Consider the following 13,925-nt stretch of genomic DNA (forward strand, 5'->3'; position numbering starts at 1 on the left):
TATCCCCATGCCCAGTCAACACAAGAACCCCGTTCGCGGTCTGCGCGGCATCGATCAGAAGCTGTGGGACGACTTCGAGGCCGCCACAGCAGAGACAGGCAGCGACCGTTCCGCTGTGCTGCGTCGATACATGGAGTGGTTCGTCCAGCGTCCCGGCGCACAGTTGCCTGAGCGCCCGCCAGCCGGCCCGTGGTCAACGCCCTGAGCCACGCACGCGAACGGCCCCCGCCATGCTGCCGACGGGGGCCGTTGCTGCGTTCCTGGCTGGTCACAGATTCGCTTGATGCGCCGCTTCCATCAGGGCATCGGCTTCGGGGTCGGGGCGGCGAATTTCGAACGTCAACCGCTCGCTGACGGGGCGACGCCACCCCGTGGGCGCGCCGACAGAAACGCGAACGTTCAGATCTAGCAGTATTTCCCTGCGGCCGGCGGCGTCAGCCTTGTCCCAGTCCTCCCCCCAAGTTGTGTCAAGCTCAATTTCTTCGATGTGCGGGGGGACGATGGGCTTTATGCGGAGTGCGTCCAATCGGTCCGACACGCCTTGAAGTTGCGAAGCAACAGCATCAGCGGCAGTTCCGCGGAGCGTAGTCAGACGCGTCGACAACTCCTTGACGGTTTCCTCAAGCTCTGCAATTTCGGGGCGGTTGTCCACGCCTGCTACGCGGACCACCTGAGTGCGCCGGAACATGCCAAAGCGCTCGCGGAATTCTTTGTCCACGTAGTCGATGGTTTCCTGTTGTTTGACTGCTGGGTACGGCTCGCCGTCGTTGTGTGCTTTGCTGTTGCAGGTGAAAGTATGCCGCCTTGATCCGTCTCGATTGGTCGCCACGGCAGTGTGCATGTTGTGGTCGCATACACCGCAAAGCAGTACGCCCAAGAGGTCGTGTGCGTCCTTTCGGCGAGGTGCGGAGAGTTTGGGGTTTGCCCTGGCTGCCTCAGCCTCTTTGATCTTGTGCCACGTCGAATCATCGATCAGTGCTACACCCTGCATGATGGGGGAGCCATCAGAGTTGCGCAGTACTGTCCCGTCCTTCTTGACGAGGTAACCCCGGACTATCGGAGACAGCAGCATCGACCGCACTGTTGTCTCTGTCCAGCTGCTTTGCGGATTCTCGGTGCGCTTCATCAAGCGCGCTCGGTGATTTGCTGGTGTGACAGCCTTAGTGTCGTTTAGCCACGCCGTGACGGCGCTGTAGCTCTTACCTGCAATGAAGCGGGCAATTGCCGCTCGACGGATCTTCGCGGTTGGATGGTGCTCTCCAAGCCACCAGCCCTCTTTTCCGTCGGCAAACGTCTTTCGTACCGGTTGGAAGCCGTACGGGATGGGGCCGCCGGGCCACCTTCCAAGCGACTGGAGGTGCTTGGCTGCGCCCTGGTTTCGCTCCAGGATTGTCTGTCCTTCGAGCTGTGCGGCGAAGGCGAGAATCAACATGATCAGCTCTGACATGGGGGAAGTGAAGTCCAATTCCAGCACTCCGCCCCCGGGCCCGCTGGCGAAGACTAAGCGCTTCCCGTGGCGCTTGGCATATCTACCGAGATCAACCATGTCGCCCATGGATCGGACAGCCCGGTCAATGCGCTGCCAGGCCATGACGTCCCAGTCCTCCGGCCGGTCAAGCCAGTAGGCCAGTTCCTCTCGCTCCCATGGAGTCGTCTTCAGTGCTGAGACGTCAGGATCGCGTGCCCACCCGACGACCCTTCCGCCAAGTCGGTCGTTGACTACTTCGATGGCCTCCTGTTGGACCTCAGGTGATGTAGACGCATCGGTGTAGCGGCTGATGCGGATTGCCCCAACTACGCGAGGGCGCCCGGTGAACGTCGCGGGGACGCTGCTGTGTGCCATGGATGTGACGTTAGTTCCCACACCTCGCCAGCGCGAACTGCAGCGGCCGGACCGCCGGATGGCGCCGCAGTTGGAACAGCGGCCGCCAGCAGGCGGGCGGCCGCCGGCCCGCCGCCACCGCGTCGACCGCCGCCAGATAGCGGGCGGCGAAGCGCACGTCCAGGTCCTCGGTCGCGGCCGGGTCCTGGAAGGACCCGTCGCCGATCCGGCGGCCCACCTCCTCGGTGACCGCCAGATACACCCGGTTGAAGACCGCCACCCCGTCCCGGGGCGGCAGCGCGGCGCCGAGCGCGCGCATCCGCGCCACGACACCCTCCACGGTCCGCGGCGCGAGCCGCTCGGCCGACGTCGTCATGGACGCAAGAGTCGCAGCCGGAGCCCGGCGCGTCCGGCCGTTCGCCGCCGCCTTCCCCGAAACGGACTAACACGGCTCCGCAGCGGACGGAGAAGACGGAGAGGACAGCCGGCCGGGCACCGCCGATCCGGGGATCGGCAGACCCTGGTTGTGGAGCCGGGCACCGGCCACCCTTGGGGCGTGGACCGCACTCGACTCGCCGACTTCCTCCGCCACTGCCGCACCCGGCTCTCGCCCGCCGACGTCGGGCTCGACCCCGGGGCGCGCCGCCGCACCCCCGGGCTGCGCCGCGAGGAGGTGGCCCGGCTCGGCGGGATGTCCACCGACTACTACACGCGGCTGGAGCAGGCCCGTGGCGCGCGCCCCTCCCGGCGGATGCTGACCGCGCTGGCCCGCGCGCTGCGGCTGACCGACGACGAGCGGGACCACCTCTTCCGGCTGGCGGGGGAGGGGCCGCCGCGCGACCGGTCCGCCGCCGGGCATGTGCGGCCCGGACTGCTGCGGGTCCTGGACCGGCTGTACGACACCCCGGCCCAGGTGTGCGGCGACTGGGGCGAGGTGCTGGCGCAGAACGCGATGGCCGCCGCCCTGGTCGGCGATGTCGGGGCCCGGCCGCCGGGGCGGCGCAACCTCGTGCGGGAGTACTTCACCGACCCGCGCGCCCGTCGGCTCTTCCCGGCCGAGGACCACGCGGAGCGCGCCCGGCGCCATGTCGCCGACCTGCGGGCCGCGCTCGCCGCCCGCCCCGGCGACCCGGGGCCGGCCGGGCTCGTGGCCGAGCTGCGGGCGGTGAGCGAGGAGTTCGCCGCGCTGTGGGAGGGACCACGCGACACCGCGCGGCGCCCGGCGGTCGAGCGCTTCCTGCACCCGGTGGTGGGGCCGCTGGAGCTGGAGCGCGAGGTGCTGGTGGACGCCGAGCACGGGCAGCGGCTCACCGTCCACTCGGCCCGCCCGGGCAGCGAGTCCGCCGAGCGGCTGGAGCTGCTGCGCGTGGTGGGGGTGCAGGACCTCACGGCGCGGGCGTGAGGCGGCGCCGGGCCGGGGCCGCCGGGTCGGGGCCGCTCAGGGCCGCCGGGCCTCGTCGTCGTACGTACTGGTGCCCGCGTCCAGCAGCGGCTCCTCGCGCTTCATATGGGCCGGGGCCAGCGCGCGCAGCAGGTGGTAGCCGCTGAGCACGACGACCGTGCCCAGGGCGATCCCGCTGAGCTCGAAGTTGTCGCCGACCTTGAGGCTCACTCCGCCGACGCCGATGACCACACCGGCCGCCACCGGCACCAGGTTGAGCGGATTGCGCAGGTCCACCTTGTTGTGCACCCAGATCTGGGCGCCGAGCAGCCCGATCATGCCGTACAGGATGACCGTGATGCCGCCCAGCACACCGCCGGGGATCGCCGCGACGACCGCGCCGAACTTGGGGCACAGCCCGAAGAGGAGGGCGAAGCCGGCCGCGGCCCAGTAGGCGGCGGTGGAGTAGACCCGGGAGGCCGCCATCACGCCGATGTTCTCGGAGTACGTGGTGTTGGCCGGGCCGCCGACCGCCGTGGAGAGCACGGTGGCCGCGCCGTCCGCCGCGATCGCGGTGCCCAGGGTGTCGTCGAGCGGGTCGCCGGTCATCTCGCCGACGGCCTTCACATGCCCGGCGTTCTCGGCGATCAGCGCGATGACGACCGGCAGGGCGACCAGGACGGCCGACCAGTGGAAGCTGGGCGCGTGCACGGAGGGCAGGCCGATCCAGTCCGCCTTGGAGACCGCTGACAGGTCGAGCCGCCAGTGGTCGGTGATCCGCCCGCTGCCGTCCAGTGAGTGGATCTTGCCGAAGGCGCGGTCGAAGAGCCAGGAGATCGCGTATCCGAAGACCAGGCCCAGGAAGATCGCGATGCGCGACCAGAAGCCGCGCAGACAGACCACGGCCAGCCCGGTGAAGAGCATGGTCAGCAGCGCGGTCCACTGGTCGGCGGGCCAGTACGTGTGGGCGGTCACCGGCGCCAGGTTGAAGCCGATCAGCATGACGACCGCGCCCGTGACCACCGGCGGCATCGCCGCGTGGATGATGCCCGCGCCGAAGGTGCGCACCGCCAGGCCGCTCAGGAACAGCACCACGCCGACCACCAGGATCGCGCCGGTGACGGCGGCGCTGCCGCCGCCCTGCGCCCTGATCACGGCGGCCACGCCGACGAAGGAGAGGCTGCACCCCAGATAGCTGGGCACCCGGCCGCGGGTCGCCAGCAGGAACAGCACGGTCGCGACCCCGGACATCATGATCGCGAGGTTGGGGTCGAGCCCCATGAGCACCGGGGCGACGAAGCTCGCCCCGAACATCGCCACCACGTGCTGCGCGCCCAGCCCCACCGTACGGGGCCAGGAGAGCCGCTCATCCGGCTTGACGACGGCTCCGGGGGCGGGCGTGCGCCCGTCTCCGTGCAGGGTCCAGCGCACGCCGAGGCCCATGGTTGTGCTCCACTTCATTGCTCAGGGGGATCGCAGCAATGTTAGTGGGTCGAAAATGTGTTTCATCCCTCTAAAGATCCTGACCGAAGAGCGTGCCAGAGATCGCGGGTGAAGACCGGGGGTGAAGACCGTGGCTAGAGGTCAGCGGTCCGCACGCCCAGCAGGCCGCTCAGCGCCCGCCGCCCCTCCTCGCTCACCCGCAGCGCCCGCTGGGTGCCGATCCGTACGCACCACCCCGCGTCCAGCGCGTGCCGGCACAGCGCGGCCCCCGCCACCCCCGCCAGATGCGGTCTGCGCTCGGTCCAGTCCAGACAACTGCGCGCCATCGGCCGGCGGCCCCGAGGGGCGCTCGCCAGGTCCACGCCGAGCCGCCCGAACCAGTCCACGCCCGCCTCGGTGAGCGCGAACCCCGTCGTGCCCTCCAGCAGCCCGCGCTCCAGCATGGCGTCGGTGATCGCCGTGCCGAGCCGCCCGGCCAGGTGGTCGTAGCAGGTGCGGGCGCGCGCCATGGCCTCACCGGCGCCGGCGGCGCGCAGCGTCCGGGGCGCCGGGGGCGGGGCGGCGTGGCCCGACAGGTCCTCGATGAGCTGGGCGACCTGGGGCCCCGCCAGCCGTACGTAGCGATGCCTGCCCTGCCGCTCCTCCGCCAGCAGGCCGCCGGCGACCAGCCTGCTCAGATGCTCGCTCGCGGTCGACGCGGCCACCCCCGCCAGCCGCGCCAGCTCCCCGGCGGTCCAGGCCCGCCCGTCGAGCAGCGCCAGACAGAACGAGGCGCGGGTCTCGTCGGCGAGCAGCGCGGCGAGCCGGGCGAGCTGTGGGCCGTTGGGCTGGGACTGCGTCATGCCATCCATCATCCGCCCCCGGTGGTTCGGCCCCGGCCGAACCGTCGGGGGCGGGGCGCGAACGCGGGGCCTCAGCGGGGCGTCGAGCTCGGGGCCGTCACATCGGCGGGGCCCCCGGGGGCCGTCCCCGGCTGCCCCGGCGACGAGCCGCGCAGCACGCCCGCCCCCACCACCAGCCCCAGCGCCAGCACCGTCACCACCCCGAACGAGGCCGTCAGCGAGGTCAGGTCGGCGATCGACCCCATCGCGGCGGGGGCGATCAGCCCCGACGTGTACGTGATCGTCGCGACGCCAGCGATCGCCTGGCTGGGGGCCGGGCCGCTGCGCCCGGCCGCCGCGAAGGCGAGCGGGACGACCACCGCGATCCCGAGGCCCAGCAGGCCGAATCCGGTGATGGCCAGGGCGGGCCCGGTGGCCGTCACGACCAGCAGGCCGCCCACCGTGGACAGCACACCGCCCGCGCGTACGGTGCGCACCGCGCCGAAGCGGCCCACCGCCGCGTCGCCGACGAGCCGGGCGGCGGCCATCGTGCAGGAGAAGGCCGTGGTGCAGGCGGCGGCGACGGCGGGGGAGGAGTCCAGGACGTCCCGCAGATAGACCGCCGACCAGTCCAGGCTCGCCCCCTCGGCGAACACCGCGCAGAAGCCGACCGCGCCGATGATCAGCGCGGAGCGGGGCGGCAGGGCGAAGCGGGGCGGCGGGTGCTCCTCCGGGTCGCTGCGCAGGTCGAGCACCCAGTGGCAGACGACCGCGCCGATCACGGTGAGCACGGCGGCGGCGAGGCCCAGGTGCAGCCGGGCGTCGGCGTCGGCGTGGGCGGCGAGCGTGCCGGCCGCCGAGCCGAGGAGCGCTCCGACGCTCCACATGCCGTGCAGGCCCGACATGATGGAGCGGCCCAGGCGGCTCTCGACCTCCACGCCGAGGGCGTTCATGGCGACATCGGCCATCCCCGCTGAGGCGCCGTAGACGAACAGCGCGCCGCACAGCCAGACCAGGCCGGGCGCGAGCGGGGGCAGCGCCAGCGACAGGCACCACAGCGCGATCAGCCCGCGCAGCGCGGCGCGGGCGCCGAAGCGGTGGCTGACCCGCCCCGCCAGGGGCATCGTGACGGAGGCGCCGAGCGCGGGGAAGACCAGCGCGAGGCCGAGCAGGCCCGCGCTGAGGTCTAAGTGCTCCTGGATCCAGGGGACGCGGGTGGCGAAGTTGCCGGTGACCGCGCCGTGCACGGCGAACACGACCGCCACGGCCACCCGCGCCCTGCGGACCTCTTTCCGCTGCCCGATCTCCCGCGCCTCCGCGGTGCCGTCCATGTCCGCTGCCCATCCTCCCGGAGACACGATCCGCCACGGAAACTATCAGGAAGGGTCCCTGATAGATAGGGTCCGAAGGAGCGGCGCCTCTGGTCCGAATGAGCGGCGCCTGGTGAAAGGATCCCGCCCATGACGTCGACGCGCGTGCCCCTGGCGGGCCGTACCGCCTCCCCACGCACGGCGCGGGCCATCAACGACCGCCTCGCCCTGCACCTCCTCAAGGACGAGGGGCCGCTGACCGCCGGCCAGCTCAAGTCCCTGACCGGGCTGTCCCGGCCCACCATCGCGGACCTCGTCGAGCGGCTGCGGGGCGCCGGGCTGATCGCGGTCGTGGGGGAGACGGGCGCCGACCGCCGGGGGCCCAACGCCCGGGTCTACGGCATCGTCGCCGACAGCGCCCATGTCGCGGGCGTGGACGTCCGCGCGCGCAGCGTTGCCGTCTGCGTGGCCGATCTGCTGGGGCACATCCACGCCGAGGCATCGCTTCCGGTCGCTGCCGACGCCGAGCCCGCGCGGGCCGCCGAGGCCACGGTCGACCTGGTGCGGCGCACAGCCCGGAAGGCGGGGGCCGAGCGGCTGCACCACATCGGCGTCGGCGCCCCCGGGCTCGTCGACCCGGCGACCGGCGAACTGGCCGCCACCGAGGCGCTCCCCCGCTGGCACCGGGAGCTGAGCACCGCCCTGCAGGGCGCCTTCGGGGCGCCGGTGCTGCTGGAGAACGAGGTCAATCTGGCCGCCGTCGCCGAACAGCGGCTCGGCGTGGTCCGCGACCGGGACACCTTCGTCCTGCTGTGGCTCGGCCACGGCGTCGGCGCGGCCGTCGTGCTGGACCGGGAGCTGCGGCGCGGAGCGTCCGGCGGGACCGGGGAGATCGGCTTCATGCCCGTGCCGGGGACGGCCGGGCTGCCCTCCGCGACCGGCTGCGACGGCGGCTTCCACTCGCTGGTCAGCAGCCCCGCGGTCGGTGCGCTCGCCCGTGAGCTGGGGATGCCGGCCGACGCGGCGGACGACGCGCCCGCGGCGGAGGCGGCGGTACGGGGAGCGGTGGAGGCGGGGGAGCGGGGCGAGCCGTTCCTGGACGCGCTCGCGGGCCGGATCGCGGTGGGGGCGGCCGCGGTGTGCGCGGTGCTGGACCCGGGCTGTGTGGTCCTCGGCGGGGAGATGGGCCGGGCCGGGGGCACGGCGCTCGCGCGCCGCGTCGAGGACCGGCTGCGGCGGCTGTCCCCGCTGCGCACCCAGGTGCGGGCGGGGGTGGTGGGCGGCGGCGGGGTGCTGCGCGGCGCGGTGCTGACCGCCCTGGACGCCGCCCAGAACCAGCTGTTCGGCGCCGCTTAGCGGCGGGTGAGGCAGGCCACACTCCCCGGGCTCCAGCAGTGCCGAGGTCCCGTGGCACACTGGGGCCGTACCAGTGACGTCAGCGCACTCCGGGGTCGGTGAAAATCCGAACCGGCGGTTACAGTCCGCGACCCGTCCGCCGCCAGCGGTCGGTTGACCAGGTGAAATTCCTGGACCGACGGTGAAAGTCCGGATGGGAGGCAGTGCGCGGCGGGAGCAGAGCACCGGTGCGCCGCCGTCGGCGGCCCGCCCTCACGGCGGACCGTATCCCGGCCCAGGCGTCCCCCGGTGTCGTCTTTCCGCTTCTGTCATCTCGACAGCCCCGGAGTCCGTGCCCGAAGAGGCAGGAGGACCCGGTGGCCACCGCAGCCGAAGCCGAAGCGATGCGCCGTGCCGTGGCGCTCGCCGCCCGGGGCCTCGGCCACACCAGCCCCAACCCCGTCGTCGGCTGCGTGATCCTCGACGCCGACGGCCGGGTCGCGGGCGAGGGCTGGCACCAGCGGGCCGGCGGCCCGCACGCCGAGGTCCACGCCCTGCGGGACGCCGGTGAGCGGGCCCGCGGCGGCACCGCCGTCGTCACCCTGGAGCCCTGCAACCACACCGGCCGCACCGGCCCCTGCGCCCAGGCCCTGCTGGAGGCCGGGATCGCCCGCGTCGTCTACGCCGTCGCCGACCCCACCGACGGGGCCGCGGGCGGGGCCGCCACCCTGGCCGCCGCCGGGACCGCCGTCGAGAGCGGCCTGCTCGCCGAGGAGGCCACGGCGGTCAACGAGGCCTGGCTGACCTCCGTACGGCACGGCCGCCCCTTCGTGCTGTGGAAGTACGCCGCGACCCTCGACGGGCGCAGCGCGGCCGCCGACGGCACCAGCCGCTGGATCACCTCCGCCGCCTCCCGGGCCGATGTGCACCGGCTGCGCGCCGAGGCGGACGCCGTCGTCGTCGGCTCCGGCACCCTGCGCGCCGACGACCCTCACCTCGCCGCGCGCGGCGCGGAGGGCGTCCGCCAGCCGCTGCGCGTCGTGCTCGACAGCGACGCCACGATCGCCCCGGGCGCCCGGGTCCTGGACGGCACGGCCCCCACGCTGATCGCCGTCGCCGAGGACGTGGCCGCCCCCCGGCTGCCGGGCGCCGACACCGTCCGGCTGCCGCGCGCCGCCGGCGGGCGGGGCCTGCACATCCCCGCCGTGCTCGACGAGCTGCTCTCGCGCGGGGTCCGCTCGGTCCTGCTGGAGGGCGGCCCCACCCTCGCCGGGGCGTTCCTCGCCGCCCGCGCCGTCGACAAGGTCGTCGGCTACCTGGCCCCCGTCCTGCTCGGCGCGGGCGCCCCCGCCCTCGCCGACGCGGGAATCACCACCATCACGCAGGCGCTGCGCCTGACGGTGACCGATGTCCTGCGGCTCGGCCCCGACCTGCGCGTCACCGCCGCCCCCGAACCGTCCGCCGCCCCCGCCGTCCCCAACCCCACCGTCTCCGAGGAGAGCTGAGTGTTCACCGGAATCGTCGAAGAACTGGGTGAGATCGTCGCCGTCGAGAACCTCGGCGACGCGTCCCGCTTCCTGGTCAGCGGCCCCGTCGTCACCGAAGGCGCCAAGCACGGCGACTCGATCGCCGTCAACGGCGTCTGCCTCACCGTCGTCGACCTCGAGGACGGCCGGTTCTCCGCCGACGTCATGGCCGAGACCCTGAACCGCTCCAGCCTCGGCGCCCTCGCCGTCGGCTCCCGCGTCAACCTGGAGCGCCCCATGGCGCTCGGCGGGCGCCTGGGCGGTCATCTGGTGCAGGGCCACGTCGACGGCACCGGCACCATCGTCGAGCGCAAGCCCTCCGAGCACTGGGAGATCGTCACGATCTCGCTCCCCGCCGACCTCAGCCGCTACGTCGTCGAGAAGGGCTCCATCACGGTCGACGGCATCAGCCTGACCGTGGTCGACGCGGGCCCGGACTACTTCACCGTCAGCCTCATCCCGACGACCCTCGCCCTGACCACCCTCGGCGTCAAGCAGCCCGGCGACCCGGTCAACCTCGAAGTGGACGTGCTCGCCAAATACGTCGAGCGGCTGCTGGGGAAGGACGCCCGCCCGCTGACCGCCACCGACGAGGAGGCCCTCGCATGACCGCCCCCGCAAGCGACGCCGAGGCACCCGTGAAAGGCGGCGGGGACGCCAGGAAGCGACACATGACCCCGTTGCAGAGCGTGCGGAGCGCGGCCGACTGGCCCGACGAGCTGGCGCTCGACACCGTCGAGCGGGCGATCGCCGAGATCGCCGCCGGACGGCCCGTCGTGGTCGTCGACGACGAGGACCGGGAGAACGAGGGCGACCTCGTCATCGCCGCCGAGAAGGCCACCCCCGAGATCGTCGCCTTCATGATGCGCGAGTGCCGCGGCCTGATCTGCGCCACCCTGGAGGGCGACGACCTCGACCGGCTGCGGCTGCCGCAGATGGTGGCGGAGAACTCCGAGTCCATGCGCACCGCCTTCACCGTCTCGGTCGACGCCACCGCCGAGCACGGCGTCGGCACCGGCATCTCCGCCGCCGACCGGGCCACCACCCTGCGCCTGCTCGCCGACCCGCACAGCGCCCCCGGCGACTTCGCTCGCCCCGGACACGTCTTCCCGCTGCGCGCCCGCCCCGGCGGCGTGTTCACCCGCGACGGCCACACCGAGGCCGGCGTGGACCTCGCCAAGCTGGCGGGGCTGCGCCCGGCCGCCGCGATCGTGGAGATCGCCGGCGAGGACGGCACCATGCTCCGCCTGCCGCAGCTGGTCTCCTTCGCCCGGCGGCACGGTCTGGCGATCATCTCCATCGAGGCCCTGATCGCCTACCGCAGGTCCACCGAGTCCCCCGTGCGGCGCGAGGCCGAGACCCGGCTGCCCACCGCCTTCGGCGACTTCCACGCGTACGGCTACCGCTCGACCGCCGACGGCGTCGAGCACATCGCCCTCGTCCAGGGCGACATCGGCGACGGCGAGGACGTCCTGGTCCGGATCCACTCCGAGTGCCTGACCGGCGATGTCTTCGGCTCCCAGCGCTGCGACTGCGGCCCCCAGCTGCACGCCTCCCTGGAGCGGGTCACCGCCGAGGGCCGCGGCGTGGTGGTCTACCTGCGCGGCCACGAGGGCCGCGGCATCGGCCTGCTGTCCAAACTGCGCGCGTACGAGCTGCAGGAGCTGGGCCGCGACACCCTCGACGCCAACCTGGAGCTCGGCCTGCCCGCCGACGCCCGGGACTACGCCGCCGGCGCCTCCATCCTCACCGACCTCGGCGTGCGCTCTCTGCGCCTGATGACCAACAACCCGGAGAAGACCGCGGCGCTGGTCCGGCACGGGCTGCGGGTCGTCGGCCGGGAACCGATGCCCGTCCAGGCCGGTGAGCACAACCTGCGCTATCTGCGCACCAAGCGGGACCGGATGGGCCACGACCTGCCGTGGCTGGATCCCGGCCACCCGCAGCCCATGTCCGCCTGCGGCAACCAGTGACCACCCGTCCCGCACCGGAACCACCCCGAAGCAAGACCCGCACCCCCGGCAAGACCCGCACCAAGGAGAGACACAGACGTGAGCGGTAAGGGAGCCCCCGAGCTGTCCGTGGAGAACTGCGCCGACCTGCGCGTGGCCGTGGTGGCCGCCCAGTGGCACGCCCAGGTGATGGACGGGCTCGTCGACGGGGCGCTGCGCGCCCTCGGCGAGCTGGGCATCGACGAGCCGACCGTGCTGCGCGTCCCCGGCAGCTTCGAGCTGCCGGTGGTCGCCAAGGTCCTCGCCGGCCGCGGCTACGACGCGATCGTGGCCCTCGGCGTCGTCATCCGCGGCGGCACCCCCCACTTCGACTACGTGTGCCAGGGCGTCACCCAGGGGCTCACCCAGGTCAGCGTGGACACCGGGGTGCCCGTCGGCTTCGGCGTGCTGACCTGCGACACCGAGGAGCAGGCCCTGGACCGGGCCGGCCTCGAGGGATCCAGCGAGGACAAGGGGCACGAGGCGGTCACCGCCGCCGTGGCCACCGCCACCATCCTCCGCTCGGTCTCCGAGCCCTGGCGCTGAGTCGGGTCGCGCGACACAAGTAGGATGACGGGCATCATGCCCAAGAAGACGTTCGAGGAGCTCTTCGCCGAGCTTCAGCACAAGGCCCGCACGGCCGACCCCGCCACCTCCCGCACCGCCGAACTGCTGCAGTCCGGCGTGCACGCCATCGGCAAGAAGGTGGTCGAGGAGGCCGCCGAGGTGTGGATGGCCGCCGAGTACGAGAGCGACGAGGCGACCGCCGAGGAGATCTCGCAGCTCCTCTACCACCTCCAGGTGATGATGGTCGCCCGGGGCCTGACCCTCGACGACGTCTACGCCCACCTCTGAGCACGCCCCACCGCCACCCGACCTCGCTGACCGCCGACGTAAGGAAAAGGTCTCATGCTGCGCATCGCCGTCCCCAACAAGGGTTCACTGTCCGAGCCTGCGTCGGCGATGCTCCATGAGGCGGGCTACCGGCAGCGCAAGGACCGCAGGGAACTGGTGCTCGTCGACTCCGACAACGACGTCGAGTTCTTCTTCCTGCGCCCGCGCGACATCGCCGTGTACGTCGGCTCCGGCCGCCTCGACATCGGCATCACCGGCCGTGACCTGCTGCTGGACTCCGGCTCCCAGGCCGAGGAGATCATGCAGCTCGGCTTCGCCGGCTCCACCTTCCGCTACGCCACCCGGCCCGGCACGGCCAAGGACGTCAGCGAGTTCGGCGGGATGACGGTCGCCACCTCCTTCTCGGGCCTGGTGACCAAGCACCTCGCGGACAACGGCGTGGACGCCGCCGTCGTGCACCTCGACGGCGCCGTCGAGACCGCCATCCAGCTCGGCGTGGCCGAGATCATCGCGGATGTGGTCGAGACCGGCACCACCCTGCGCAACGCCGGGCTGGAGATCATCGGCGAGCCGATCCTGGAGTCCGAGGCGGTCGTCATCCGCCGCACCGGCGCCCCGGCCGACGACCCCAAGGTCCAGCAGTTCCTCCGCCGGATGCAGGGCGTCCTGGTGGCCCGGCGCTACGTGATGATGGACTACGACATCCGGGTGGAGCAGGTGGAGCGGGCGGTGGCGCTCACCCCCGGGCTCGAGTCGCCCACCGTCTCCCCGCTGCACCACGAGGGCTGGGTGGCGGTCCGCTCGATGGTCCCGGCCAAGGACGCCCAGCGGATCATGGACGAGCTGTACGACCTGGGGGCGCGGGCCATCCTGACCACCGGCATCCACGCCTGCCGCCTCTGACGGCCCGGCCGCCCCACCTCCTCAGACCCGTTCCTCTCACGGAGAGACCCCACGCCACGTGCCCGCCTCCGACTCGGCGCCCGCGCAGCCCCCTGCCGGGCTCCCCGCCCTCCCCGTCACCTTCCGGCCCACCCGCACCCGGGCCGTCCTGCTGACCACGGGGGTCGCCCTGGTCGCCGTCCTCACGGCGCTGGCACTGCTCCTGGAGCGGCTGAGCCCCGGGGAGAAGATCAGCTTCATCTTCACCGGCCTGCTGTTCTTCGGCGTGCTGGCCCTGCTGAGCCGGCCCAAGGTGGTCGCCGACGCCGAGGGGGTGACCGTCGTCAACCTGACCACCAAGCGCCGGCTGGCCTGGGCGGAGGTGCTGCGGGTCAACCTGCGGCCCGGCGACCCGTGGGTCTATCTGGATCTCGCCGACGGCACCAGCCTGCCCGCGATGGGCATCCAGCCCGGCATCGCCAAGGCCCGCGCCATCGGTGACGCCCGCGCGCTGCGCGCGCTGGCCGAGACGCACGGCACGGGCCGGGCGGGCGACTGA

At 72.8% G+C, this 13,925-nt stretch carries 13 protein-coding genes, 1 pseudogene and 1 riboswitch; of the genes and pseudogenes, 9 read left to right on the forward strand and 5 right to left on the reverse strand.

The genetic code is table 11. The features are described 5' to 3' along the window. Positions 1-268 precede the first annotated feature (268 nt). Together BBH68_RS39815 and BBH68_RS27055 are read right to left on the reverse strand one after the other, a co-directional pair. Complete coding sequence (locus tag BBH68_RS39815) at positions 269-1,843, reverse strand: recombinase family protein (RefSeq protein WP_076970606.1); 1,575 nt, start codon at positions 1,841-1,843, stop codon at positions 269-271. A gap of 25 nt (positions 1,844-1,868) precedes the next feature. Further along, positions 1,869-2,198: pseudogene (locus BBH68_RS27055) on the reverse strand (DUF5995 family protein); the annotation flags it as partial. 180 nt (positions 2,199-2,378) lie between these two features. On the opposite strand from BBH68_RS27055, the gene BBH68_RS27060 reads away from it, so the two are divergent. After that, a complete protein-coding gene (locus tag BBH68_RS27060) occupies positions 2,379-3,224 on the forward strand; it encodes a helix-turn-helix transcriptional regulator (RefSeq protein ID WP_065966256.1) in 846 nt (281 codons plus the stop codon). Between the two features lie 36 nt (positions 3,225-3,260). Here BBH68_RS27060 and BBH68_RS27065 read toward each other — a convergent pair whose 3' ends face one another. The 3 genes from BBH68_RS27065 to BBH68_RS27075 all read right to left on the reverse strand — a co-directional run bounded on the left by BBH68_RS27065 (position 3,261) and on the right by BBH68_RS27075 (position 6,798). Further along, entirely contained in the window at positions 3,261-4,646 is a 1,386-nt protein-coding gene (locus BBH68_RS27065) for a uracil-xanthine permease family protein (RefSeq protein WP_065966261.1), read from the reverse strand. Positions 4,647-4,780: 134 nt separating this feature from the next. Continuing rightward, the gene (locus tag BBH68_RS27070; RefSeq protein ID WP_065966265.1) at positions 4,781-5,488 is read right to left on the reverse strand and encodes an ArsR/SmtB family transcription factor; all 708 of its coding nucleotides are present in this window, start codon (positions 5,486-5,488) and stop codon (positions 4,781-4,783) included. A gap of 71 nt (positions 5,489-5,559) precedes the next feature. After that, positions 5,560-6,798: an MFS transporter gene (locus tag BBH68_RS27075; RefSeq protein ID WP_065966266.1), complete on the reverse strand. Its 1,239-nt coding sequence runs from the start codon at positions 6,796-6,798 to the stop codon at positions 5,560-5,562. 129 nt (positions 6,799-6,927) lie between these two features. Between BBH68_RS27075 and BBH68_RS27080 the strand changes: the two genes are divergently transcribed. The 8 genes from BBH68_RS27080 to BBH68_RS27115 all read left to right on the forward strand — a co-directional run bounded on the left by BBH68_RS27080 (position 6,928) and on the right by BBH68_RS27115 (position 13,925). Then, positions 6,928-8,133, forward strand: a complete 1,206-nt coding sequence (locus BBH68_RS27080) for an ROK family transcriptional regulator (RefSeq protein WP_065966268.1) — start codon at positions 6,928-6,930, stop codon at positions 8,131-8,133. Between the two features lie 80 nt (positions 8,134-8,213). Further along, a riboswitch (FMN riboswitch) is annotated at positions 8,214-8,344 on the forward strand. Positions 8,345-8,489: 145 nt separating this feature from the next. Further along, the gene (ribD, locus tag BBH68_RS27085) at positions 8,490-9,617 is read left to right on the forward strand and encodes a bifunctional diaminohydroxyphosphoribosylaminopyrimidine deaminase/5-amino-6-(5-phosphoribosylamino)uracil reductase RibD (protein ID WP_065966270.1); all 1,128 of its coding nucleotides are present in this window, start codon (positions 8,490-8,492) and stop codon (positions 9,615-9,617) included. Next, positions 9,618-10,247 (forward strand): riboflavin synthase, encoded by a 630-nt coding sequence (locus BBH68_RS27090; protein WP_065966272.1) that lies wholly within the window; start codon positions 9,618-9,620, stop codon positions 10,245-10,247. Positions 10,248-10,309: 62 nt separating this feature from the next. After that, complete coding sequence (locus BBH68_RS27095; protein ID WP_065966274.1) at positions 10,310-11,611, forward strand: bifunctional 3,4-dihydroxy-2-butanone-4-phosphate synthase/GTP cyclohydrolase II; 1,302 nt, start codon at positions 10,310-10,312, stop codon at positions 11,609-11,611. Between the two features lie 78 nt (positions 11,612-11,689). Next, positions 11,690-12,175, forward strand: coding sequence for a 6,7-dimethyl-8-ribityllumazine synthase (gene ribH / locus BBH68_RS27100; protein ID WP_065966276.1), 486 nt, complete (start codon positions 11,690-11,692; stop codon positions 12,173-12,175). A gap of 36 nt (positions 12,176-12,211) precedes the next feature. Further along, entirely contained in the window at positions 12,212-12,484 is a 273-nt protein-coding gene (locus BBH68_RS27105) for a phosphoribosyl-ATP diphosphatase (protein WP_065966389.1), read from the forward strand. A gap of 54 nt (positions 12,485-12,538) precedes the next feature. After that, entirely contained in the window at positions 12,539-13,387 is an 849-nt protein-coding gene (hisG, locus tag BBH68_RS27110) for an ATP phosphoribosyltransferase (RefSeq protein WP_065966278.1), read from the forward strand. Positions 13,388-13,445: 58 nt separating this feature from the next. After that, on the forward strand, positions 13,446-13,925 hold the full coding sequence (locus tag BBH68_RS27115) for a PH domain-containing protein (RefSeq protein WP_065966280.1): 480 nt from the start codon (positions 13,446-13,448) through the stop codon (positions 13,923-13,925).

Origin of the sequence: Streptomyces sparsogenes (assembly GCF_001704635.1) — a bacterium.
Lineage (GTDB): Bacteria > Actinomycetota > Actinomycetes > Streptomycetales > Streptomycetaceae > Streptomyces > Streptomyces sparsogenes.